Raw genomic sequence first — 25445 nt, 5'->3', positions numbered from 1 at the left:
TTAGACGACGGAGGTTCTCGATTCGTTCATTTGCTTTTCAAAAAACTTTTTTAAATTATACAAAGCCCGTAATACGCAACAAAAAAGCAACGGCGGACATGCAGCGCATATCGTATTCGCCATTGCTTATGCTTGAATCAATAACTATATTATAGGGCCTTGCCGCTGCGGCTATACCAGCTCCATACCGGATGAACATCCTCTTGATCCATCCCTGGCACCTTATAGCTGAAGGGGCTGCCCAGCACATGAACCGAGATTGCGGAGATTCCCTTCCGCCGCTGGGCATTAGACCGCTTCACAGACATCGTGACAATGCGCTGTCGGCGCACATAATACGTGATGCGCTGCAGCGTACGTCTTCTTAATGTCAGCTGGTCATCCTGCAATAGCAATCCGGCAGCCTTGTGGCAGCTGATCCGCCACCATAATACTAACGGGATAAGCACGAACGCCCATGCCCCCGGCGCACCGAAATACGCTATACAAGCACCTGCTAAAACAATCGCAACCAGCAACGGAATGCGGATATAATAGATGAGCGCTTTCCGCGGCGATGGCGCAAGCTCACTCGGCTCAGGCAGCTTAAGGCCCGGTACGAACTGATCGATCAGCGCCTGAACCTCCGATACTTTAAGGAACGGATGGAGCATCAGCTGCTCCTGCTTGTCGGACGACACCACTTGAAGCTTGACTTCCCCGTAGCCCCATATTTGTCTAAGCCAGCTCTCGTTCACGATGACGGCCTGCACGTTTTTGGGGTCGAACAGAATGCTCTTCTTCTCCAGCAGCCCATAGGTAAGCGAAAGCTGCTTGCCTTCCCTGCGCATCGTGAATCCGCTGTACTTTAATATATACAACAGGATTGATAGCACCCATGCAAACAATATGACGAATACGGCAAGCCCGGCAATGAAGAACGCATTCGACATTTGATTCACGGAGTCTTCCACGACCTGCTCGAAGAAGTGCTCCGGAAAGATCAGATTCAGGAAGTCATCCGCGAACGAATAGAGACCTGCGATAAATGCAATCGCAAGGCCAAAGTTCAGCGACGTTGCAGCCGCTTGAAACAGCTTGCCTGCATCAAGCGTAACAGATGGGCCAGCTTCCTCCTGCCGGTTCCCGATACTTGCAGCCATGCCAACCGATGGGCCGGTTGTACCTTCATTGGACATGGACGACAGCGTAGCCGATGGCACTGGTTGATGTTCTCCGGTTGCCGAGGCAAATACAGAATCGTCTTGTCCGCCGCCTTCAAGTCCAGCATTCGCAATGTCTCGGTCGACTGCGTTCGTTGCTTGAACGGCGCCTGTCTCGGAATAGCTCCGCAGCAGCTGTTTGATCCGGTTCGCCTCATCCTTGGACAGTGTCTCCAGAATGCCGTCCGCCTTATTGTTCCCGCCAGGCGTCTCAATCTTGAGCTGTACGACACCCAGAATACGCTGGATGAGCGGCTGTTCAATATTGACGGAGTGAATCCGTGTATAATAGATCGTCTTCTCTTGCCGGAAGAACAGACCCGATCGGATAATGATCCGGTCCTCCTCCAGCCAGAAGCCGAATTTCCTCCATTGCAAGAAAGCAATAAGCGCCATAAGCAAGATGAAGCCGCCTATGCCCGCATACCAATACCAGCTGAGGTTCGACCAGTCCGGTTTGCGGAGCAGCATAATGACGATCAGCGGCAGAAAACCTTTGATAACAGACAATACGCCAAATAATATGTATGTAGGATGCAGCATGCGGCGATCATTCATCGGCTTCTTCCACCCTCGCCAATTGTCCGATTCTCCGCTTCAGCGACTCCGCCTCTTCACGTTTGATCCCGACGATCTGATGTGTCGTCGCCGCAGTCACAACTGACACGGAAGCGAGTCCAAACTTCCTCATCAACGGTCCGCTGCCAATCTCGACATGCTGTACGCGCACCATCGGAACGAGCACATTGCTAAGAAAGATCAAGCCCTTCTCAATCTCCAGCTCTTCCTCGAACAGCTCGTAACGGAATCTGGCATACTTCACCGACGGAATGAGCCAAGTGAACAGCACGAGCGACAAGACCAATACACCTGCGCTAATCCATACCGGAATAAGCGTCCAATCCTTCCATAGCGCAATAATGAGATACGCTGCAATAAGCAGTAAAAAGATACCGTTCCCGATCAGCTCTGATATGCGGTATACCTTCAAATAGTCACGATGGAGCCGATTTTTCAATTCACGATTCATCCTGCATTCTTCCCTTCTTTAGTCCCCCTCCTATTACACCAATTTTCCATATCAACGTCAACCTGCAACCAGCTCCGCAGCCCCCCTTATTTCCCATTCGAGCGGCTCCATAACGGTGAATGCTCTGGGATAAACCACTTTCGCGATAATCACTACGCCCGGACTCCTGAGTTCTACTTCATAATTATAGGTTGGATTCCAGTAACGATAAGGAAAACGCTCTTCGGAATTAATTACCTCAAATACCAGCACCTGCACAGGATGGCGGAGGAATGAATTCGGAAGCGGCCTGCCGCCCTCATCCAATTGCAAGTTGCGCTGCAAATATAACGCGGCCTCCCGGGAAGCTGCGGATTCATCTATACGTATAATACCTTCGCTTAACGCCGCTTTGTCTACCTGCTGCGCGGCCGCATGCGCCGCACGGTTGATTGCGCGTTTGCCCTGGGACAGCGACTTCATCGCCATCTCTTCCTCAACCTGCATCAGATGGACGGTCATCCACAGCGACATCATCGCTAGAATAAGAACAAGCTTGTACAAGGACGCGCCTCCTTCCGTTACGGAACGTACTCACTCATCTTCATACCGAATGCGCTCATTCTCTCATGCGGAGCAAGGGGTTGAATGCCGATCAGCGAATCAATGACAAATAAGTTTTCATAGGGATAGCTGATCGTAAGTGAAATTCCCGTTCCTCTAGGTACGGGATTGCTGGCATCAGTAGCCGATTCACCGGATGTCGTGGCATACTGGTAGCGAATATCCTGCTCCTTCAGCCCGAAGCTTGCCAGCCTCCGCATAGAATCCCTCTGCATGGCGGGACTGATATAGCCGTATGTCCCGCTTGCGCCTACCTCCAGCAAATAATCCACCTCTTGCTGGAGCACGGCCTGCCTCACAATAACTACATGCTTATAGATCGGTGAAAACATAATCCAGCACAGCATAGCGGCAAACAGAATGAATAGCAGCAATTGCTTCAAGGGCTCATCCCCTTGATATACTCTCCCATCGCTCCGCCCGTCCGGCCGACGCCCTCATTCAACCCGTCGTCGCCTTCTGCAACAGACGTATAGACAACCACCGCCGTAATGATCAGAAGAAGCGTCATTAATATTGCCCTCATTCTCCCTTGCACCTCCACATTCGTCGCTATACTGCGCTACACACCACACTTACGGCAGCAAGGTGTTGATTCTCGTATTCGCTGCGTAGCCCTGCGATTGGATTTGGCTCCTTGTCCCCGTCGAATCCTGCGCGATAATCGTATTGAACAGAACGACTACAACGACGAGCATCATGACCGTCATCAAAATATTGCGCATCCCTGTCACCTCCTCCCATTGCTGTCTTAACTGACTCTTGACGCTTCCGCTTATCCCAACGACTGAAACAGCTTCTGGCCTTCTCTTACCCATGGATAAATAAAGACCTGGAACGTATACAGGATCGGAATGCCCGCAATGATGAACAGCACATAGGATGTCGATTCCTTGCGGCTGTCCTTCGCAAGCTCCAGCTTTTCCTTGTACTCCGATATCCGAATACGGAGCAATTCATAATATTGATTGCTCTCATGCTGCCGGATCGCATCGATCGTCTCGACGAAGCTCATTCCGTCATCCGTGCCGACCCTCAGCTTGAATTGCCGCAAGGCAAGGGCGGGATCGTGATACCATTCTGCGAGCAGACGCTCCATATCTCCGCGCATCGCTTTTGTATAAGGCATGCACCGCATGAGCTTGCTATGGATATTCAGATTGGAGTCCGCAAAATAAAGTAATTGATTGCTGATCACATAAATTTCCTTCGTAAACTGCAGAGACCTCATCTTCTGTGCTGCACGCAGCCATGCCCGGTCGAGATGCAAAGCTCCAGCAAGCAATAACGGCAATGCAGCCAAGGCTTGGAACCATATCGACATCAACTCGCCTCTGAACACTACAACTAATAGAGCCCCTGACATCATCCCCATAGTCATCGCAAGCTGACGAAAGAGCATGTACCAAGCAGGATTGAACGTCATGCCACAGCCCGCGAGAAGAAGCTCCCTTTCTTGGTATGCGGAATGCTCCCTCTTGATACCGCACAGACGAAGCCAGCGTTCTGGAGGCGCAGAGCTGCGCAGCTTCAGAAAAGAGAGCCTCTTCCATCTAATGGAGCGTTCCGGCAACAACCTTAGCAGCATATAGAGCCCCGTCCCCGCGAAGAGGAACTGTCCCAGAATAGCGCCTGCTTCAATCCATCCGGCAATCCAATCGTACACAACCATCACCCTTACATTTTTTTGCGTGAGAGCCAAAGGCCCAAAAGAAACGATCCAAATATAAGCAGAAGCGCATTCAGCAGCATGTCGCGCCCTTGCGGGTCCTGCAAATAATAGAAGTATGCATTCGCTTGGTTGTAACGAAGATTGATGCCGATGAACAAGGCCAGGAACAGAATCGGTGTAAAGTTGGCAACCCTGATCTCCAAAAGGCGGTGGCGCTCCTGTTCATTCGCCCGGCGCGCCTTCCTCATATCGGCCAGCAGCTCCCTTAAGCTCTCTGTGACGGGAACCCCTTCAGACAGCGCGACACGCAAAATTTGCACAAAATAATCCGACCATAAATGACCTAGCGAAGATCCCAGTATTCGCAGGCTTGCATCATCATCACCTCTGACCGACAGGTTGCGGTACAGCTGTTCGAATACGGCTTGCATCGGTCCGAGCAGCCTCTTCTCCTCTATCGTTCGTTGCAAGGCGATACGGACATGGCGTTCTCCGGTCACCAGATAACATTGATAGAACAATTCCACGGCGGGCAAAAAATCAAGCTGGGCTCCCATTCGCCGATGAATCAGTAAGCCTCTCAGCCAGATGTAAGGCGCTAGTCCAACAATCAAGCCAAACAGCAATCCACCCTTCGCCGTCTGAAAGAACATGCCTCCCGCTACAACACCTCCCACAAGCAGCAAACCCGAGATTCCGAGAAAGGTATCTGCCGGCAGCTTTATTCTGAGCGTCTCCAGCAGCTCCTCAACATGCTGTCGAAGCATGCCATACGATCTAAGCCGTTCGGTCAGCATTCTTCGCAAGCTATAGGGCGATTCATAGGTCAATCGGCTGCGAAGCTGCCGCTTGTCTTCGGCCGAATCAATCAATGAGCGGATGACCATAAATAATAGAACAAACAGCAGCAAGCTTCCTGATAAGAGAGCCAGATTAGCCATCGTTAGTTCCTTCCCAGCCATGCGGCAGCACGCACTGATGGAGGATTCGGATATAGCCATTCGCTTCTTGCATCATCGAAGACCGCCCAATCCCGAATATGTACTTCGCCGCCATACCACTTCATCTCTCCAATACGAGACACCACTCTGCGGCCGCCAATCAGCTTCATCTCGATGCCAAGCTCGGTGACATATTCCGCGATTCGTTTCGTCAGCCGCTCGGGACTCATGCTCCTGCCATCTTGCATGCACATATCGGTAATGGCCTCGGGTACATCCTCCAGCCGATTGGCATGAACGGTTGTCATGCTTCCGGTATGCCCCCGCGTACAGGCCCGTACATAAATATTCGCGTCTTCGTCTCTAATCTCCGCATGGATAATGCGCTGTGGCGATTGACGAAGGGCAAGCTTGAAAGCCTGGGATGAGCGATGGGCTTCGTCGTCTTCCGCCGCTTCATATTCGATAATGTTCTTATTCGGAAAATCTCTGCCGAGCATCATCTCGTATCTTCCCTCAATCGTAATGATCCGCTCCTCATCCGGCAGCTCGGCAATAAGCGCCTTCATCAGATTGGTCTTGCCGGAGTTGGTCGGCCCTATGATGACCAGATTGTATCTAGCCTTCAGCGATGCTTGCAGGAGCTGTACCATTCGTTCACTAAGCGACAGATATGGCGCCGCTGCCAAAGCGTCAAGACGGAAGCGCCGGACGGTATAGAAGCGGATCGTCAGCGTTGGACTCGACGTGAATCCGAAGCCGGTCATCGTGACGCGGGAGCCGTCTTGAAGCATGACCTCCGCCCAACGCTTGCGCGGATTGATCCGGTCATTGTTATACAACACCAGATTTTGCTGGATGCGCTCGACATCGCGAACGCTGCCGAAACCATAAGGGGATAACGAAGCCACGCCGCCGCGCACTTCGTAGATTCTCGTCCCGACCACCTGCAGCTCCTCCAAGTCATCGCGGCTTGCCAGCACAAGCTCCAGTACATTCAGTCCCACTACCTCCGCAAATAACGCTTCCGCAAGCGTGGCATAGGGATGCTTCCATCCCGACAGCGTATGAATGCGCAGACGAATGAGCCGATCCTCAATCACAGCCAGCACTTGCTCACGGTCATGCGGAAATCCTAGCACAGCACGGTTAAGCGTCTCGCTGTACTTCCTTCGTTCCTCCTCCGTCATGCCTCTCGGGGCGCTCAGATAGGACCTGATTTCCTCAGCCAGCCTGTCAAAATCATCAGAGCCCCTATCTTCCCGTTCATGCGCACTCTCATCACGAACGGCTCCCTCACTCTCGCTCTGCACTCTTGCCGCAAATTCCGCAATGGAGAATCTGTCCTGCACACTCTTCATGAGGAACCCACTCCGTTCCGATGCACATTGAGCCTGCGATACCACGGCTGTCTAACCATGGATGAGAAGCTGCCCTGTACGCCATGGCGTACCAGCAGCCTGGCTGCCGGTTTCCTCATCGCCGTCCTTCCCGCCGGATCCTCTCTCAACCATTCGTCATAGCCGCCTTTGTCCAGGCTGGCAAACATCGAATCATTCATTTTGAATTCTCCCATTGGAGCGGTTCCCAGCTCCTTGCAAATGTCGTTCATGCGATAACCTCCCTTTCTCCATGGATAGTGGACGATGATACAATCGTACTGATTCGGCTGGACTTGAAAGAGTGGCGACACACTCCCGACCCAACGCCTTCCGTCTTCCTGAAAGTGCGAGAGCGCAGGCGTCGTCACCAATACACGCGAGTCCGCTCGCCGAATGCTGCATATCGTGGCCGCATTATCCCAATAAGCACCAACGTCAAGCACGACAAATCCGTATGTTTTCTCTGCCACGTCCAGCAGATGGTCAATCTCCTCCGCCCCGACAAACTCCGCTCCCTCCCGGTTCAAATTGCCGAACAGGACATGCAGATTGGCTCGTCCTCTCACCGTGCAATCCGCACTGCGAAGCATATCCGGCGTCAAGGAGGCCGAGCGAAGCTCCGGTTGAAGCCTGTCGAGCGTCACGTCCGGCTCATCCTCCCCCAGGAAGCGATGCAGCTTTGCGCTCTTGAGGTTCAAGCACAGATAGCCAACCTCTATGCCGCCGAGTTCCGCAAGCCTGTAAGCGGTCGCGAAGGCTGCCGATGTCGTCCCGATATTAGGAGTTGTGCCAATAAAAGCGACGACCGGAGCCGCACCATTATTCCCGCTCACCGTTCTCACCCTTTCCTTCCGCTTCACGCTCATCCTTGATCCGGTCATAGGACTCCGGGCTGTATGCAATCACAACCTTGACGCTTCCGCCCTTGCAAAGCCGGTCGATCTGAAGCCACTGAGCCTCCGTCAAATTGAGATTTACATATTCGATCATCGCATTGGCGTCCCGTCTCGCCACATACATGCCGTCCTTGTTGCCCTCCGCTAGCGACATCAGATGCGATTGCTCCAAACTGTCGACCTCCACATTGGCCGAGCTCTTCACCGATGCGACAACGACCGATTCCGGGAAGATGCGCAGCGACTCTTCCTCTGCGCCCGACGCATAGAGGAGCACCCGGTCGCCTGCGCGAATCCCGTTCGAGATCGAGCGGATATACTCCTTCGGAATTTGAAAGGTCGACTCTCCCGTCCGCGGATGCAGGTAATGCTCATTCAGCTTCCAGGCGAGAAGCGCCTCGCCTTTTCCGAGCGGCATTGCCGCTTCCATCCCCGAGGCCATACCTAGCTCTGAGACCATGTCGCTCGTATAAGCGGCAACCGGCAAACGCGACAATTCCAGATCGCTCCGCTGGAGCCGCTCGCCGGCTGCGATGAATCGCTTGGGCACGATTACGGCTATCGTCTCCTGTTGTTCCAATTGATCTCGCTGCAGCACGTACAGCCCGTACACCAGCGCCGCCGACAGCATCGCCGCCGTCAGGCTGAGCCATAAGCTCCTTCCTCTTCTCATCGCTACCCCACCTCCGAGCAACAAAAAAAAGAACGCATTCAGCAGCCGCTGCCGGCTAACTGATTGCGTTCTTCGCAATAGATTGCTCTATTATTTGTTCAAACATGAATTTGAGCCTATAATAGCAAACTCATCCTCAAATTGTCTACCTTTAATTTTGTGACCGTTCATTCCGGTTGGGAAACCAAGCCTTCTTGCTGTCCCATTGAGACAGCCGGCCTTTGATATTTTAGAAGTCGATCAGGCCTACGCTGATCAACAGCGCATCGTCCACTTTGCGCATCGTTTCATCGTCCAAATGCGTGATTTTATCCGTTAAGCGCTGCTTGTCGATTGTACGGATCTGCTCCAATAGTACGACCGAATCCCGGTCGAAGCCATGAGTTGCCGCATCCATTTCGACATGCGTTGGCAGCTTTGCTTTCTGGATTTGAGCCGTAATGGCGGCTACGATTACAGTAGGGCTGAATCGGTTGCCAATGTCATTTTGAATGACTAGAACGGGACGGACTCCGCCCTGCTCCGAGCCGACGACTGGGGACAAATCGGCAAAAAACACATCTCCGCGTTTTACGATCAAGCTCTACACCCCGCTTACGAGACGGCCTAACGTATGGTCGGCTTCTTCCTCCGCTTGAAACGCTTCCGAGGCCATATTCAGGTTGATTTTTGCCATTTCCATATATCCGCGCTGCATGGATTCACGGATTTGGCGCTTCTTGCGTTCCACCAAATACAGCTTCATGGCTTGCCGAATAAACTCGCTGCGATTAGAGTTCTCCTTGGCTACGATACCATCGACCTCCTCGAGCAATTGATCGGGCAAGCTGATCATGATCCTTTTCGTATTATGCACATTGGCCACCGAACTCGCACCCCCAAGACTTTTCCAAAAAACCCTATTACACATTATGACAAATTCTTGCCATTACTATACTTCATCATTTGTATGCCTATCGTATATCAATTATGCTATATGCGGATTATACCCATCTTATGGCTGCATAACAAATTCGATCTCCGCAGGCTCAATCCCTGCACGAAATGATAAATAATCCAATTGGAATAAATCCCAGCCCTTGTCGGCTTATGCCAAGTCGTTACGCGACTGCACAACGGCCCCGTCCTCCATGTAGACCCGAGGGACCCGTGCGGCAAGCATACAAATGACTTCATAGTTGATCGTGCCAAGCTGATCTGCGATCTCTTCGGCAGTTATGAAGGCATTTCCTTGCGACCCGATCAGCACGACTTCTTCTCCTGCTTCCACCGGAGCTGCACCTGGCTGATTCCGGACAGGATCAAGCGCAATCATGCATTGATCCATGCAGATTGTGCCCAGAATCGGCGTTTTTACGCCGCGTACCAATCCATGTGCCTTGCCGCCCAGCATCCGGCTGTAGCCGTCCGCGTATCCGATCGGCAAAGTGCCAATCAGCTCTTCCTTCTCGGTGAAATATCGCGTTCCGTAGCTGATTCCCCATCCCGGCGGCGCCGTCTTCGTCCAGACGATCTGCGTCTTCAGCGCAAGCACCGGCTTCAGCACGACCCGCTCCTTGTTCACCTCTTCAGAAGGGTACAAGCCGTACATGCCAATTCCTAGTCTGACCATGTCCCCTGCCCATTCCGGCGTATCGATGCCTGCGGCACTATTGGCTGCATGCACGATCGGGATCGTCCATCCACGCTGCTTGACATCCTCGACAATGGATTGGAAGCGCTCATATTGCAGCTTGGTATAGGTCTTATCCGCCTCATCGGCTTTCGCATAGTGCGTGAACAATCCCTCTACCTCAAGCTCGGGAGTATTCAGCGACCGTTCAATGAAAGCAAGCGCCTCCTCGCCCCCCAGCACGCCCAGGCGCCCCATGCCGGAGTCGATCTTCACATGCGCCTTCAGCTTGCGGCCGTCGTTGCGGGCTGGCAATTGTCCAGCAGCCTCTCGTACATCATCACGGAACAGACTGATCGTAATGTCATGCTCACGCGCGACTGCCAGCGCATCCGCCGGTACGAACCCCAGCACAAGAATAGGCGACTGAATGCCGGCCCTGCGCAGTTGAAGCGCCTCGTCCAGAAACGCGACCCCCAAAAAATCCACGCCGAAGCGTTCAGCCGCCTCCGCTATTTCTACCGCTCCGTGACCGTACGCATTCGCTTTCACCGATGCCATCAGCTTGCATCCGGCTGGTATAGCCTCACGTACAGCCTGTATATTATGACGAAGCGCATCCAACGAGATCTCTGCCCAAGTCGGGCGATAATACGATTCCAAGTCGCTCACCTTCTCCTCAATGCCAAAAACGAAAACAGTCCGAGCAGCAAACATTAATAAAATAATGTTAAACGTTGCTGCTGGGACTGTCAATGAAATGAGCACCAGAAATGGCTAGTACCTCTTGGAAATTCGAGCGCCGCTTGGAGGCCGCAGGTTATTTATCCATTTCTCCTTGAACCGATTGCGCGATTTTCCTCATCTCGACATCCGGCAGATCGGCGCTGGATAGACGGAACAGATTGCCCTGATACGTCCAGGTCAGCGTCTGAAGTGAATTGTCTTCGTTCGTCGTCAGTTCGCCTACCGTCGTGCCCAGATCAACCAGGACGCCCGGTACCAGCGAGGTAGCCATATCCTTTGGCTGCGACTGAATGATCGTAAAGTTGTATGCCCCGTCATATCTGGAGATCAGGCCTTTGTTGCCGCCATAATCGATATCCATGCTGTCTTTGAATGCAACGCCTTCTGGGAGATGCGATGGCGCCAGCGCTACGAAAGGAAGATTGCTTGCTTCTTCATTGCCTGTGGACGCACTTTCATCCGGATTGCTGGCTTCCTCGTCATCTGTGCCTTCCTTATCCGGATTCGCTTGATCGTCAGGCGCTGCCGCCTCGTCGGTTTCTTGCTCTGGTGTCGTAATTGTCGGCTGATCGCCGCCGCTGCCCGTCTTCTCGCCGGAATTGTCCGTTGCCGGAGGCGTAGCGGCCATGTTGGCTTGGGTCTCGAAGACGCTCTTGTCGAATTTCTCGCCGAATTTGAAGGTATCGAACTTCACATCTACCATGACCGAAGCATTCGTGTCGCTCACTTCCACCTGAACCGGGCTTAAGTCGTCTTTGTTCAGCCAAATTTTTTGACGGGCCAATGATCCGTTATTGTAATTCGCCATCACATCGAACACATACGCTTCGTCGTCCACGGCGAACTGTCTGGAGTTGTCTACAATAATGCTTTGAATGAGGGTCTGATACAGGTAGACCTGCCCCTGGTTTTGCGGCCAGTCGCTTTGGAACCGGAATACCTTATTCAGCTTCGGCGTCAGTACGAACACGCCGTCGTCGTTGCGGAGCACGATTTGCGTAATATCCTTTTCTTCGTTCGTCAACTTAATGCGGTAATAGTGCGGATCCTGATAGGAAACCTCCACTTGATACTCCAGCGGCTGCTGGCCGGTATGAAGCGTCATCGTCCCGCTTCCCTGATAGCTCTCCATACTGTTGACTACTTTGTCGAGCTCCTTCACCACGGACTCGGCGTCCTTCGTACCGCAAGCCGACAATAGTAGTGAGAAGCACACAATAATTGCCGCGGTCCATGTCATGCGACGCATGAAATCATCCCCTCTGCACACATAGTATTTTACTGGCTGATACCATGCTATGAGGGGACTTGGACATTTATGCGGACAAAGTTGACGAGCTGGGGCTTGAACTGCTAGAAAACTTTTATGCGCATTCTCAACCAAGGCGATTAAAGCAGCTGTGCTGCACACACCCTTCAAGAAAATAATAAAAAGCAGCCATCGGCTGCTTCATATGTTGAGTTAAATCCATTTTTTATAAGCTTCTGCTTAAAGATCTCCAATTGGTTCAATATTCTTTCTGATGATAAAAAAATCCTTTCCCTTTCAGATCATTGAATTTCACATCCCACAGCGATTGCTTTATTGGCGTACGAAAATAATTTGGACGATCGTATTTAAAAAAGTTGATCAAAAACTAAAATAAAATAACTATTAAACAGAGAGCCTGCCCTTGTGTCAGGCTCTCTTTGTGCTCAAAATAGCCGTTTATTATTCTAGACTGCGGATATTACTTATAATAGGAAGTATTCAAAGGCACAAATACAGCTCCATCAGATTTAATCTTAAAATGCACATACAATGAGCTCACCCCGCCAATATCGGCTTCAATGGTGACGAGTCCATCTGCGACTTTGATCACCTTGGTTTGCTTCAAGATAATATCATTGTCGCTATCCTTGATCTCGATATCCTCCAGATCCTCACCGACAGCTGCTATTTGAAGATATAGCTTTTGATGCTCCTTTTTCGGATAAAGCATGAAGCCTCCGCTGCGGTTGCCAGATGCATTATTGAAATACGCTTCCTTGTAATTAACGCCTTTGTATGTCGTTTGGGCAGGGTCTTTGGTATGGTACATATCATCAAAGCCCTTTGCTATTGCAGTTCCATCGACTTTTTCTCCCAAAATAATCGTTTTAGTTGCGGTGTCGTAATCAACTGCAATTCCCAAAGCATCAGAAATCGCCCGAATCGGAAAATAATTGGAGTTGTTATAATTAATCGGCACAATGGCATTCTGATTAGCATCCCTCAGCTGGATTGGCTTGCCGTCTACCTTTACTTTAACTTCCGGATTCAAGAATGCCTTGATCTCTTGCAGCTTGGTCGCTGCCAATGCTCCGGTTCCCATGCTTACCAGCATGGCTGCGCTGATGACAGCTGCAAAAACGCTCTTCTTCAAACTTTTCACGCTCCCATTTCGTTGTTAAAAGCCCTCATAGAATACCTAATCCCTAATATGGAAACAAGAGGCTTTTGGTATATTTTTCATCTTGGAGAAAAAACCAATAAATCTTATAAATCAAATCCATTGCAAAAAGTTCTTCCCTCCAATTCCGACACGATCATGACGGCAGCTCCGTAATCCTTGCCGCTTTGGGACTTTATACGGTATTGCATTCTAGATTACAGTCCTCGACTGTACAGACTCGTTATTAACTGTCGTTTGCCAAATGCTATAACGGGACTAATATTCTAAAGGAAGACATCATGTTTATCGCAATCTTGTTGGTATACGGACTTAATGAGTTCTACATTCTAATTAAGAAAGAAATCGGCGAGATTCTATCCGGGATTACAGCGTCTATGCCTCACTAGGCAGCCATGACCGCTTCAACGGTGAGATGCAAGAGCCGATAGATCTTCTAGAAGAAATCGGCATGAAGGTGCTGTACGATGAATCCGTAGAAATACATAATTCAACCAAATGGGAGGGCAACCTTTAAGGGCTGTCTGACCTTTTTCATTATCATCTCGAACATTTTCTGAAAATTTATTCAATTTGGTTGCCACGGGTTTATGCAACACTAGTGAGTAATTTTAATTGGAAAGTATAAAGATTCCGAAAAACCAATGCGCATCAGTGATCTTACTTGAATTTAATAGATAATATGGTAGAATTGGGAATGAATTCAAAATCTATTAAAGGAGTGTTTGCATGTTCAAATCAAAGATGTATTTTGCTCTGCTGTTGACATTTGTTTTGTTACTCGTCACCCCGTTCTCCACCCTTGCTAGTTCAGACACAAAAACTACCGAACTTAATAAGTCAGAATATGGTCGTTTACTCCAATCTGCATGGGATACAGCAAATGAATACGTGGAGATTGTAAAAACACATGGTGATTATAAACCATGGTCCTCAGCTTCTGTAACTTATCGGTTTCCTTTATTCAATTTCGACAACGAGGTTACCTCATTCTATTTTGATGTAAGAAACGCCAATGGAGATGCTGGGTATCTAATTGTGAGAGCAATTGATCCCTTGGTTATTGAATCTGCGCGTGAAGGGACTGGACCTTATACCCAAAAAGATAGTAATGATAGTGCCATATATCTTGGACCACTCCAATACTATCTGAAATTAGCTTCAAACGGTTACTATGACATTCGTCAGGGATTAGAAATTTCTAAACGTGATTTGAAAATAAGCAAGTCGTTAAACTCTGTAAAAGTAGGTGAACAAGCTTTAACATCAAATACAGATTCCTTATTTTCCTTATCTACAACCTCCTCGATTGTTCCTGCTTCAATTCATAGTTACAGCTCAAAAATACTTTCAGATGTTCCCGATTTTCAATGGAGGGCTGGTTGTAGTCCTACCTCATTTGCAAATATCATTTGGTATTACAGATATTCTCATGGATACACTTCACTTTTACAAAGCACAACATCATCATCAACTTTGATAGATGTATTGGCAGGCTCATCGTACATGAATACTAACGTAAGTAGTGGTGGTACAACCGATTGGAATGACCGAGTTACTGGAATGAAAAAATTTTGGAATGATCGCGGTTGGAATGTAACAGTTACAAGAACTTCGCCAAGCTTCGCTACACATAGAAGTCAAATTACTAACAATAGACCTACTATAATAAATACAACTGGCGATGCTACTTACGGAAATCACGACATGACAGGCGTTGGATATGAAGAATATCAACAGACCAGCACCCTCTTTCAATGGCATAGGTACGTTATTGTACGAGATACTTGGAATACAACACCTAAATCTGTGTATCTTTATATATCTAATCTATCATGGAACGAAACGGTAACTGTTGTTCCCGGCTCGGCAATATAAAAGTAATTAAAACAGAGAGAAGTGTGAAATCACACTTCTCTCTGTTTTAATTATGAAGGGTATTTACATAGTTATTGATAAGTTCAACTGTTTTTTTATCATCTGCTTTATATTTTTTATGATCCTTTTCAATATATCCCTGTGAGCTATATTCCCATCCATCATCAAAATAAAGTGTAAATCCCCCTACCTGCTCCGGAAACGATAGCGGTTTGTAAGTACTTCCGTTTATATTCTTTAAGATCATACTAACAGTTTCCTCATCATTAATATTTAGTTTATTTCCATTTCCTAATACGACCTTGATATTTTTAGTTTCGACTTGAAAGGTATAACTATTTGTGTCCACTTTTTCTTGACACCCCACAATCAAAATTACACACAAAATAAAAAAAAGTCGAGTAAACTTCATACAACCCCTCCCATTAAAAGAACATGCAACTCTTAGTGCTTTCACAACTCATGGTAACAAATTATTCCTTTAAGTTCAATATCAACAAAAAGTGGATTTTATTGTTCTGAGATAATGTCACTATGGAACAGGAACATTGAAATTGACGAAAGCAGAACTAAAGAAGGTACTTGTAGTGGAAAAGTTACTCAGCAAGCAGATCACAAATCGAGAAGGAGCAGCGGCGCTTAACCTGACAGAAAGACAAGTTATCCGACTAAAGAAGAAATATCAATTAGGAGAAGGTACGAAGGGACTCATACACATGAATCGAGGAAGGAAGCCCCAGCACGCATTACCAAATGAAGTGAAGGAAAGGCAGTATCCCTCTATAAAGAAAAATATGACGGAGCAATAACTGTCATTTTGCAGAACTTCTTGAGGAACATGAGTCACTGAAATTAAGCGCTTCTAATATCAGACATGTCCTCCTGGCTGAGGGGATTAAGCAAGCCAAGCCACGCAAACGCAAACCGCAAGCAGGCTGCTATGGCAGATCGACGCTACGCCCTATGCCTGGCTAGAGGATCGCGCTCCCGCCTGTGGTTGCATGGTTGCATGCTGCTATTGACGACGCCGCAGGCCTAGGGCCGTGTGGAGCTCCAGGACCGTCTAGTTATTTAACTTCGGCTGCTCGGAATCAACACGATGGAGGAGGCTAATGCAGCGCTACCAGGTCTCCTACAAAAGCACAATCGCAAATTCGCAGTTCAGCCTAAAATGGTAGGGTCAGCCTACATCAAGCTTGATCCATCTGTCGATCTGAACCATATATTCACCATTCGTTAATATTGTAAACTTGGGCAGGGACATACGCTTTCTTACAATAGCGTCATGTTTACGCTCGCCAAGTCTACCTCTTCCCGATTTGATGCGAAAATGAGGGTGGAGGTTGCTGGAGGAAAAAGGAATAAAGGATATCAAATGTTTTGGGTATACTATACATGTATAATATATCTAATTATTTCCATTTTTTCATGCGAAACTGCACATCATTAAGGTCTTTCGTCACATCGCCGACGATGTTCTATGCGAGAATTTGTAAATGGAGTTCTGTCTGAACCGTCTCAGATTACTACAACTCACCCGCTGGCTAACAAAACAAAGAAGACACAGCGCGCATTGCCCGATTTCAGACAAAAAAGCTAAGTCTATAGTATCAAAGCCAGCACAAAGGCTCTCGTTAAAAGAGCCTTAATCTGCTCAATTGGAGTTGTGTCAAATCGTTATCTTTTATTTCGCTACACACTCTCCAGCTCCGCAAGCCGCTCCTCATACTGCTTCAGCAGCCTATGGAGATTGCGGGTGCTGGCTTCAAGACCTCCTCTCCGGTTGCGAATCAACCATAGACGGTCGAACTCTGCAAGGATGGAAGCAAGCTCGTTATGCAGCTTGCGCAGCCATGCGATCTCCGCTGCGGCATCCGGCAGCTCCAAGCCGAAGATGTAGCGGTGCAGGCCGGAGCCATGCTCGATCAAAGAAATCGCATGCGCAAGCTCTTCCGATACGATCTTCGCATCATCCAGCTTCAGCCGCAGCTCGCCGAGCGTCTCCTTCTGCTCCCTCAGCCATGCCAGCATATCGTCATAGCGGTAGTCCAGCTGGAACGGGATGCCTCGCCCGCCAATCTCCACGAGCAGCTTAATGATCATATCCGTCTCCGACAGCAGTTTCTCCTTCGTCGACAGCCCGCGGTTCAGAAGATAGTTCGTGTAGGTCATATTCTCCAGCGTGCTGTTCTCCAGATGGCTGTAGCGTCCCAGCTCCAGCAGCAGCTTGCCCGCATGCCCCGAGTCATCCTGCAGCATGCAATCCGCCACATACCGCTCCATCAGCTCATGCTGCTCCAGATTGGCTTCAGCCTGCCAGCTTGCGGCGGCAGCATACGCATAAGCCGGGTAGCTCATAACGAGCGGCTGCCAATGGCCGGAATCGCCCCAATCCGTCATGATCATGCCGGCTGCGCCGTAAGCCTTGCCGCTGCGGGCGGCATCGGCAATATTGTCCAGCATATTGTCCGTCCGTCCCGTAATGGCAGACCATGTGCTGGTGCCCGGACAGACATAATAAGGCACGCCGTGGCGCTGCAGCAGCTTGCCGTTCGCCTCGAACGAGGTGTGGCTCTCGTAATTCCAGTCCAGCACGATTACATCCTTCGGAAGCAGCGGAATAATGTCCTCATGCTTGGTCAGAATATCGCCCCACATCAGCGTGCGTTTGCCATGGCTGTGAATAATCTCGAATACCTGCTCCGCATAATCCATATACACCTTGCCCACTCCGACCTCTTGGGCACGCTCCTTGCTTTGCCCTTTGCCAAGGCCGAAAGGCTCATCCATATTCACATTGACGTATTCCGATGTAAAATGCGGCAGCAGCTCATCGAACATTGTACGCACCAGATCGATCGACCGGCTGTCAAGCGGATTGAGCGTAACCGGCGGAAGCTTGATGGAGACCGGCGTCTCCTGTCCGCCTGGATGCTCCGCCAGGTCGGCGAACTCCGGCTTCGCCAGCCAAGGCCCCATGTGGCCAAGGCAATTCTGATTCGGCACCAGGTCGATGAACCGCTCTTTCGCATAGGCATCCAACTGGCGGAACTCCGCTCCGCTAAGCGGCGTTGCCTCCGGGAAGGAATCCCGGAACGTCTCGTAGTTAAAGCAGAAACCTTCCATGTAGAGCTGCAAATGGTTCATTTTCAGCTCGGACATCCGGTCGATCAAGGCGAACAGCGTCTCCATCTTCGGAATCTTGTTCCGTCCGATGTCCAGCATGAGGCCCCTGACCGGGAAGTCCGGCTCGTCCTCGATGCGGAAGCACGCGCACGCGAGCCCTTGACGGGCGATCAGCTGCTCCAATGTAACGATTGCATAATGCAAACCTTCCGGGTCGCTAAAGCCAACCTCTAACCGTACTCCGTTCCACTCCACAGTGTAACCTTGAGCATATAGTTCCGGACGAAATTTAATACGCAAAGCTGTCGCGGGCCTAAAGCCGAGCGGCTCCGCCCGATCGACACCGCGTCCGCTACCCAGCCATTGAGCTGCAGCAGCTTCAAGCCTCTCCTTCACGCGCACAACGGACGCTGCTCGCTTCGCCTCTTCGCTCAAGTTCTCTAGTGCGAAGTCAGCCGAGAAGGAACCGCTCCCTTCCCGCAGCTCCAGCTTGCGGGGCTGCGGGTACAAAGGAAAAAATGATTTATTCATCTGTCCAGCCTCCTATCCCCAGTTGATGTCAGTTGCTCTCAGCGGCATTCAACCCCTTGATTACTTCCGCCAGCTTCTCTTCCGTAAACTTGCCGCCGCTGAAGGAGATCAGTCCGCGAAGCGGCATATGCGCCATAAACGCCCGCAGCATCTCCTTGTGCTCTTCCCCGACTGCACCGGCGAACGGAAGTATGCTCATGAACTGCTGGACAAAAGCCTGGCCCTTCTCCGACTTCATCAAATCCGACACTGTGGAATTGCGATGATAGACCAGCGGCTGTGGCGTTGTGGAGTGAACGGTCACTCGCTCCGACAGCACGATATTCCGCGACGACTGGCCGATCAGAATATCAAATTCTCCGGTCTCGACCCGCCAGTCGCCAGCATCCGCATCATAGAAGGCGAAGCTCCGTTTATCCAGCTCAAACGTGACCGTCTTCGTTTCTCCCGGTGCCAGCTCTACCTTGTCGAAGCCCTTCAGCTCCTTGTCGGGACGGATCACTTCGGTTTCGATGTCGCGTACATACAGCTGCACAATTTCCTTGCCCGCCACAGAGCCGGTATTGCGTACTTTGACCGTCACGGTCAACTTCTCTGCGTCAGTCAGCTGACGCTTATCGATTGCAAGATCGGTATATTCGAAAGTCGTATAGCTAAGCCCGTGTCCGAACGGGAACAACGTTTCAATGTCTTTTTTATCATAATAACGGTAGCCGACGAAAATCCCTTCCCTGTATTCCACCTTGTCTCCCTCGCCCGGGTAAAATAAATAAGAAGGATTGTCGCTCAGCCGCACGGGGAAAGTCTCCGCCAGCTTGCCGGACGGATTGGCATCGCCGAACAGCAGATCGGCGATAGCTCCGCCGAGCGCCTGGCCTCCCAGATACGCCTCAAGCACGGCTTTGGCGCTGCCAAGCCAAGGCATCTCTACCGGAGAACCGTTGCTCAGCACGACAATGAGATTCGGCTGGACAGCTGCTACAGCCTCGATCAGTGCCACTTGATTGGCCGGCATGCGCAGGTGCTTGCGGTCGAACCCTTCCGATTCATATCGCTTCGGCAGTCCTGCGAACAAGACGGCTACATCCGCCTGTGAAGCGTGCTCCAGCGCTTCCTTTGTCAGCTGCTCGGAGGAATCGTCCTGATTCAGCTCGTAGCCCTGAGCATACGTTAGCTTCACGCCATCGCCTGCGGAGCGGGCCAGCTCTTCGCTAATATCCTCTAGACGTGTCGGATTGATCTGGGAGCTGCCGCTGCCCTGATAGCGCGGCTCCTTCGCCAGCGCGCCGATGACCGCCAGCGTTCCGGTCCGGTTGAGCGGCAAGATACCCTCTTCGTTTTTCAGCAGCACCATGCTTTCGCGAGCCACCTCGCGGGCCAGTTGATGATGAACGGCAGGGTCGAATACCGTTTCGGATTTCCGACCGTCGACAGACTTGAAGATTACATAGAGCAGCCGCTCTACGGCATGATCCAGTTTCTCCACCGGCAGCGTGCCGTTCTTGACCGCTTCAATAATGGCGCGGTCTCCTTCACCATGGCTGGACGGCATCTCCAGCTCCATGCCGGCAGCCAGTCCCTTCACCCGGTCGTTCACGGCGCCCCAATCGGAGACAACGAAGCCTTCATGGCCCCACTCTTCCTTCAGAATAGCTGTCAGAAGCGTCTCATTCTCCGCGGCGAACTCGCCGTTCACCTTGTTGTACGAGCACATGACCGTCCACGGCTGGGACTGCTTGACCGCGCCTTCGAAGCTGGCCAAATAAATTTCCCGCAGCGTCCGCTCATCCACGATGGAGTCTGAGGTCATCCGGCGATGCTCCTGATTGTTCGCGGCAAAATGCTTAAGCGAAGTGCCAACGCCTTCGCTCTGCACGCCCTTGATGTGGTAAGCCGCCATCTCCGAAGAGAGATACGGGTCCTCGGAGAAATATTCGAAGTTGCGTCCGCAGAGAGGAGAGCGCTTAATGTTCGCACCCGGGCCAAGCAGGACAGCCACATTCTCCGCTTGGCATTCTACACCAAGCGCCTGTCCCATCTGTTCAATCAATTTCCGGTTCCACGAGCTGGCTACACCGACTGCAGACGGAAAGCATGTCGCAGGCACGCTGTCGAACAAGCCCAAATGGTCGGCCGACGCCCGTTGTTTGCGAAGGCCGTGCGGTCCATCCGTCACCATGACAGACGGAATGCCGAGCCTCTCAATCCCTTTCGTATGCCAAGTGTCCAGACCAGAGCAAAGCCCAGCTTTCTCCTCCAACGTCATCTCTTTGATCAGTGCCTGAATGTCCCGATTGTTCCCCATCGTAATTCCTCCCCGCATATTGATTGATCTACTCACTCTATTGCTTGCTGTCCGTCCATATGAATTCTGCTGCTTTCACATCCCGGCTGCTTCCTCCGATATACAAGCTGAACCGGCCCGGCTCCGCCGCAAAGCCCCTGCTCGGCGACCAGAACGCCAAATCCGCTTCCCCGATCTCGAATATAGCTTCTCCGCTTTCGCCTGGCGCAAGCTGAAGCTTGCGGAAGCCCTTCAGCTCCTTGACTGGCCGTACAATACTGCCCTGGCAGTCCTGAATATAAAGCTGTACCGTTTCTTCCCCGGCGACATTGCCGTTATTCGTCACTGTAATCGCAGCAGTAAGCTTCTCGCTCCCGGCAATCCCGGAGCGGTCGATCCGCAGCTCGGAATAATCGAACCGGCTGTAGCTTAAACCGTGTCCGAACGGATACAGCGGATCGTTCGGTCCATCCAGATACTTTGATATATATTTGCTGTTCCGGTTCGCTTCCGTCAGCGGGCGGCCCGTGAGGAAATGATTATAATAGACCGGAACCTGTCCCTGATGCGCCGGGAAGCTCATGGTCAGCTTGCCGGTCGGGTTGTAATTGCCCGTCAGGACATCTGCAATGGCATGGCCTGCCTGCGAACCCAGGAACCATGTCTCTACGATGGCGCTGACGTTCGCATCGAACCAATCAAGCACAAGCGGCCGGCCGTTCGTCAGCACCAGCACCGTTGGCTTGCCCAGCGCCACGACGGCTTCCGCCAGCCGCTGCTGCGCCTCCGGCAGTTGAATGCTAAGACGGGATGCCGCTTCCCCGGACATGTCGCTGCTCTCGCCCAGCGCCAGCACAACTACATCCGCTTGCGCGCCAACACGGAGCGCCTCCTCAATGCCGCCGTCCAGCGGGTCATTGACGCCGCTGCCCTGCGCGTACAGCAGCTGATCCTCTCCGATTCCGCTGGCTACAAGACCTTCATACAGCGACACGGTCTCATGCCCGTAGCGGGAAAATTGCCATGGACCAAGCAGATCCTTGCTGTCCGCGAACGGACCGACCAGTGCGAGTTGGCCTCCGTTATTGGTCAGCGGCAGCACACCGTCATTCTTAAGCAAGACGATAGACTTCTGCGCAAGCTCCCGGCTTGCCTTCAGATGATCCTCATGGAAGTGGTATTCCTGCTCCTTCTCCGGACGGATGTAGCGGAACGGATCATCCATCAGTCCCAGCTTGTACTTTAGCCGCAGTATGCGGCGGGCAGCTGCGTCAATCGTCTCCTCCTGCACGCTGCCTTCGCGAACCAGCTCAGCCAGATGCTCGTACGAGCGCGTCGCCATCTCGATATCCATCGTCGCATTGACCGCCATCTTCGCCGCTTCTCGCTCATCCTCGGCAAAGCCGTGCTGGACGATCTCGTCCACGGCGCCGTAATCCGAGATCAGCACGCCGTCGAAGCCCAGCTCCTCGCGGAGCAGCCGCTTCAGAAGCTCCTCGCTGGCTGCTACCGGCACACCTTGATAAATATTGAAGGCATTCATGACCGAAGCGGCTCCCGCTTTAAGTCCGGCTTGGAACGGCGGCAAATAAACGTTCCGCAGCGTAGCTTCGGATATGTCCACCGTATTGTAGTCGCGACCACCTTCGGAAGCGCCGTATCCGATAAAATGCTTCAGGCAAGCGACAATCGTCTCCGCATGGAACAGCGATTCTCCCTGGAAGCCCTCGACCTGCGCTTTTGCAATCAGCGCGCCCAGGTACGGGTCTTCCCCTGCTCCTTCAACAACGCGGCCCCAACGCGGATCGCGGCCGATATCAATCATCGGACCGTGATTGTATACTGTTCCCGACGCGCTGGCTTCCTTCGCCGCAATGGCGCATGCCTCCTTAATCGCTTCCATATCCCAGCTGCATGACCAAGCCAGCGGAACAGGGAATACCGTCTGCGAGCCGTGAATAATGTCCGCGTTGAACAGCAGCGGGATGCCGTGCGGCGACTGCTCCACAGCGATCTTCTGCAGCTTGAACACGCGGCTGACATCGAAGGCGCCCAGGACGGAGCCTGCCCGTCCCTCAGCAATAAGCTTCTCCGGCGGATCAGTCACAACCGCATTGCCGAACGAGAAGTTCGAGGCCAGCACCTGGAACATCTGGCCGATCTTCTGCTCCAGCGTCATGCGTCCCAGAAGAGCTTCGACCTCCGATTCGATCTCTTCGTCGGAACGTTCTCGTACCGACTCCCTCCGATAAGGAAGAACCTCCTCGATAAGCGACTCCGACAGATGCGGGCCGCGCCCTCTCGCGCCTTGAAGCGGCAGCTTGCCGATGGCAGGGATATAGATATCCCCCTCGAAGACATCCCCCTGGAACGCCAGGCGAACTTCGATTTCCTCCCCTGGCATCCAGAACGCCTTCGCCTTGGCTGTCAGACGATTGCCTTCGACCGACAGTGTATCAATCTGTATAGGGATGGCGAGTGGCTCCGTCGCCATATCCAGCGTATAGACCGCTTTCTTCGAAACCTTGAACTGCAGCTTCAACTTCATGGATGGCGTCTCCACAATCGCATGCCATAATCCGATCATATCGTGTTCTCCTCCTTAGCCTTTAACTGCGCCGATAGTCAGACCTTTGACAAAAAACTTTTGGAAAAACGGATACGCGATCAAGATCGGCAATATGCCGATAACCGCAATCGCCATGCGGAATGTCTCGCTAGGGAGCTGTGCGATAATGCTGCCCGAGCCCATGCTGGCATTGCTGGACAGGAACTCGATATCGCTCATAATCCGGTTCAGCACGTTTTGCAGATTGAACAGTGCAGAGTCGGTTACAAATACAAGTCCGTTGTTCCAATCATTCCAGTAAGCCAGCGCCTGGAACAGCCCGATCGTCGCCATAATCGGCAGCGACAGCTGCAGCACGATCTTGTAGTAGATCGTAAATTCGCCGGCACCATCGATGCTCGCCGACTCCAGAACAGGCTTCGGAACGCTGTTCATGAAGAACGCGCGCATGAGCAGCACGTTAAATCCGTTCATCAGCAGCCATGGCACGATCTGGGCAAGCAGCGTATTTTTAATATCAAATAATTGTGTGTAGACCATATAAGTAGGGACAAGTCCCCCATTAAACAGCAGCGTAAAAAATACGATAAAGGCTAGCACCATCCCGCCAGGCATATCCTTGCGGGACAGCGGGTACGCAAGCATGGAGGTCATCAGCAAGCTTGCCGTCGTACCGACCACCGTCGTCAGAATCGTAATGCCGTAAGCATTAAAGATCATCTTCGAGTTTTGCCACAGATAATCATAAGCGGCAAAGCTGAAACTGGAAGGAAAAAACGTATAGCCTTCCGTCACAATGACCTTCGAATCGGTTACGGAGGAGGTGAACAGCAGCACAAACGGCAGGATGCACGCCAGTGCGAATAATCCTAATATGATGTGCGCCGACCAGCGCCAGCCCCGGTATTCTTTCGTCATATGAATCTCCCTCCCTAGAACAAGGCGTTGTCCTTGTCGAACCTGCGCACAATATAGTTGGATACCAGCACCAGAATAAACCCGACCAGCGATTGATAGAAACCTGCCGCCGCAGACATGCCGATGTCGCCAAGCTGCATCAGCCCGCGGAATACATAGGTGTCGATGACGTTCGTCGTTTCATACAACGCGCCGGAATTCATAGGCACCTGATAGAATAGGCCAAAGTCGGAATAGAAAATGCGTCCGATGCCGAGCAGCGTCAGCATGGTGATGATCGGTGTGATCATCGGGAACGTAATTTTGCGAATTTGCATCCACTTGCTTGCTCCATCCAGCTCCGCCGCCTCGTAATACTCGCGGTCGATGCTCAAGATAGCCGCCAGGAAAATAATGCAGGAGTAGCCTGCTCCCTTCCATATGTGGACAACGGTCAAAATGTACGGCCAATACTTCGGCTCCAGATACCAAGAGATTGGATCAAGACCAAACATAGGGAGTATGGTGTTGTTGATAAAGCCTGCATCCACGCTGAGCATGGCATAGACAAGATAGCTAACCAAAATAATAGAGATCAGATAAGGCAGCAAAATCACGCTTTGATAGAAACCTCTTGCCATCTTGCTTCTAATCTCGTTCAATAGAATCGCAATGGCGATCGCAATCGCCAAACCGAGAACAATAAATACGGCATTGTAAAGCAGCGTATTTCTCGTAATGATGTAAGCGTCCGTCGTTTTGAACAAATATTCAAAATTTTTGAACCCGATCCAATCGCTGCCCCAGATGCCCTTGGCATAATTGATGTCCTTGAATGCGATGGACAGGCCGAACATGGGCAAGTAGTTATTGATAATCAAATAAGCAAGCCCCGGCAGCATCATAATGTATAGCGGGATAAATCTGCGCAGCCGGGCTCCTCTCTTGCGTCGTGTTGTCGTATTCACCC

The 25445-nt window shown here is 51.3% G+C and carries 23 protein-coding genes and 1 pseudogene; 2 read left to right on the top strand and 22 right to left on the bottom strand.

The window, feature by feature from the left end:
• Positions 1–149: 149 nt before the first annotated feature.
• From D3P07_RS15695 to D3P07_RS15630, 16 genes are all read right to left on the bottom strand, one after another.
• Entirely contained in the window at positions 150–1760 is a 1611-nt protein-coding gene (locus tag D3P07_RS15695) for a PH domain-containing protein (RefSeq protein ID WP_119801156.1), read from the bottom strand.
• Positions 1753–2232, bottom strand: coding sequence for a PH domain-containing protein (locus D3P07_RS15690; protein WP_119801155.1), 480 nt, complete (start codon positions 2230–2232; stop codon positions 1753–1755). Before D3P07_RS15690 ends, D3P07_RS15695 begins: the two co-directional genes overlap by 8 nt.
• A 57-nt stretch (positions 2233–2289) precedes the next feature.
• Positions 2290–2775, bottom strand: coding sequence for a hypothetical protein (locus tag D3P07_RS15685; RefSeq protein WP_119801154.1), 486 nt, complete (start codon positions 2773–2775; stop codon positions 2290–2292).
• 17 nt (positions 2776–2792) lie between these two features.
• The gene (locus D3P07_RS15680) at positions 2793–3218 is read right to left on the bottom strand and encodes a hypothetical protein (RefSeq protein ID WP_119801153.1); all 426 of its coding nucleotides are present in this window, start codon (positions 3216–3218) and stop codon (positions 2793–2795) included.
• Positions 3215–3361 carry a hypothetical protein gene (locus tag D3P07_RS27100; protein ID WP_182914346.1) on the bottom strand — a complete coding sequence of 49 codons (147 nt, stop codon included), beginning with the start codon at positions 3359–3361 and terminating at the stop codon, positions 3215–3217. The genes D3P07_RS15680 and D3P07_RS27100 overlap by 4 nt, the downstream gene beginning before the upstream one ends.
• A gap of 49 nt (positions 3362–3410) precedes the next feature.
• Positions 3411–3560 carry a hypothetical protein gene (locus D3P07_RS27095; RefSeq protein ID WP_182914345.1) on the bottom strand — a complete coding sequence of 50 codons (150 nt, stop codon included), beginning with the start codon at positions 3558–3560 and terminating at the stop codon, positions 3411–3413.
• A gap of 50 nt (positions 3561–3610) precedes the next feature.
• The gene (locus tag D3P07_RS15675; protein ID WP_119801152.1) at positions 3611–4507 is read right to left on the bottom strand and encodes a hypothetical protein; all 897 of its coding nucleotides are present in this window, start codon (positions 4505–4507) and stop codon (positions 3611–3613) included.
• Positions 4508–4512: 5 nt separating this feature from the next.
• A complete protein-coding gene (locus tag D3P07_RS15670; protein ID WP_119801151.1) occupies positions 4513–5448 on the bottom strand; it encodes a type II secretion system F family protein in 936 nt (311 codons plus the stop codon).
• Between the two features lie 2 nt (positions 5449–5450).
• Positions 5451–6809 (bottom strand): ATPase, T2SS/T4P/T4SS family, encoded by a 1359-nt coding sequence (locus D3P07_RS15665; protein WP_119801150.1) that lies wholly within the window; start codon positions 6807–6809, stop codon positions 5451–5453.
• A complete protein-coding gene (locus D3P07_RS15660; RefSeq protein WP_259391531.1) occupies positions 6806–7663 on the bottom strand; it encodes a CpaE/TadZ family protein in 858 nt (285 codons plus the stop codon). Before D3P07_RS15660 ends, D3P07_RS15665 begins: the two co-directional genes overlap by 4 nt.
• On the bottom strand, positions 7650–8399 hold the full coding sequence (locus tag D3P07_RS15655) for an SAF domain-containing protein (protein ID WP_119801148.1): 750 nt from the start codon (positions 8397–8399) through the stop codon (positions 7650–7652). Before D3P07_RS15655 ends, D3P07_RS15660 begins: the two co-directional genes overlap by 14 nt.
• A 229-nt stretch (positions 8400–8628) precedes the next feature.
• Positions 8629–8979 (bottom strand): type II toxin-antitoxin system PemK/MazF family toxin, encoded by a 351-nt coding sequence (locus D3P07_RS15650; RefSeq protein WP_087569551.1) that lies wholly within the window; start codon positions 8977–8979, stop codon positions 8629–8631.
• A gap of 3 nt (positions 8980–8982) precedes the next feature.
• On the bottom strand, positions 8983–9264 hold the full coding sequence (locus D3P07_RS15645; RefSeq protein WP_116048851.1) for a CopG family ribbon-helix-helix protein: 282 nt from the start codon (positions 9262–9264) through the stop codon (positions 8983–8985).
• A 222-nt stretch (positions 9265–9486) separates the two neighbouring features.
• The gene (gene alr / locus D3P07_RS15640; protein ID WP_119801233.1) at positions 9487–10674 is read right to left on the bottom strand and encodes an alanine racemase; all 1188 of its coding nucleotides are present in this window, start codon (positions 10672–10674) and stop codon (positions 9487–9489) included.
• A gap of 157 nt (positions 10675–10831) precedes the next feature.
• Positions 10832–12007 (bottom strand): LolA family protein, encoded by a 1176-nt coding sequence (locus D3P07_RS15635; protein WP_119801147.1) that lies wholly within the window; start codon positions 12005–12007, stop codon positions 10832–10834.
• A 481-nt stretch (positions 12008–12488) separates the two neighbouring features.
• Positions 12489–13172 (bottom strand): copper amine oxidase N-terminal domain-containing protein, encoded by a 684-nt coding sequence (locus D3P07_RS15630; protein ID WP_259391530.1) that lies wholly within the window; start codon positions 13170–13172, stop codon positions 12489–12491.
• Between the two features lie 747 nt (positions 13173–13919).
• Here D3P07_RS15630 and D3P07_RS15625 point away from each other — a divergent pair.
• Complete coding sequence (locus tag D3P07_RS15625; protein WP_119801145.1) at positions 13920–15068, top strand: C39 family peptidase; 1149 nt, start codon at positions 13920–13922, stop codon at positions 15066–15068.
• Positions 15069–15114: 46 nt separating this feature from the next.
• Here D3P07_RS15625 and D3P07_RS15620 read toward each other — a convergent pair whose 3' ends face one another.
• Complete coding sequence (locus D3P07_RS15620) at positions 15115–15480, bottom strand: hypothetical protein (protein ID WP_119801144.1); 366 nt, start codon at positions 15478–15480, stop codon at positions 15115–15117.
• A gap of 142 nt (positions 15481–15622) precedes the next feature.
• On the opposite strand from D3P07_RS15620, the pseudogene D3P07_RS28030 reads away from it, so the two are divergent.
• Positions 15623–16305: pseudogene (locus D3P07_RS28030) on the top strand (transposase family protein); the annotation flags it as partial.
• A 455-nt stretch (positions 16306–16760) separates the two neighbouring features.
• On the opposite strand, the gene D3P07_RS15610 reads toward D3P07_RS28030, so the two are convergent.
• From D3P07_RS15610 to D3P07_RS15590, 5 genes are read right to left on the bottom strand one after another with little or no spacing between them, the layout of a single operon-like run.
• Complete coding sequence (locus D3P07_RS15610) at positions 16761–18725, bottom strand: beta-N-acetylhexosaminidase (protein ID WP_119801142.1); 1965 nt, start codon at positions 18723–18725, stop codon at positions 16761–16763.
• 28 nt (positions 18726–18753) lie between these two features.
• Complete coding sequence (locus tag D3P07_RS15605; protein WP_119801141.1) at positions 18754–21030, bottom strand: beta-glucosidase family protein; 2277 nt, start codon at positions 21028–21030, stop codon at positions 18754–18756.
• A gap of 37 nt (positions 21031–21067) precedes the next feature.
• The gene (gene bglX / locus D3P07_RS15600) at positions 21068–23596 is read right to left on the bottom strand and encodes a beta-glucosidase BglX (RefSeq protein WP_119801140.1); all 2529 of its coding nucleotides are present in this window, start codon (positions 23594–23596) and stop codon (positions 21068–21070) included.
• Between the two features lie 15 nt (positions 23597–23611).
• Entirely contained in the window at positions 23612–24496 is an 885-nt protein-coding gene (locus D3P07_RS15595) for a carbohydrate ABC transporter permease (protein WP_119801139.1), read from the bottom strand.
• A gap of 14 nt (positions 24497–24510) precedes the next feature.
• Positions 24511–25380 carry an ABC transporter permease gene (locus D3P07_RS15590; RefSeq protein WP_119801232.1) on the bottom strand — a complete coding sequence of 290 codons (870 nt, stop codon included), beginning with the start codon at positions 25378–25380 and terminating at the stop codon, positions 24511–24513.
• Between the last annotated feature and the right edge of the window lie 65 nt (positions 25381–25445).

It is taken from the genome of Paenibacillus sp. 1011MAR3C5, assembly GCF_003591485.1.
In the GTDB taxonomy this organism is placed as follows: Bacteria; Bacillota; Bacilli; order Paenibacillales; family Paenibacillaceae; genus Pristimantibacillus.
This window is presented reverse-complemented; position numbering and strand designations above follow the sequence as displayed.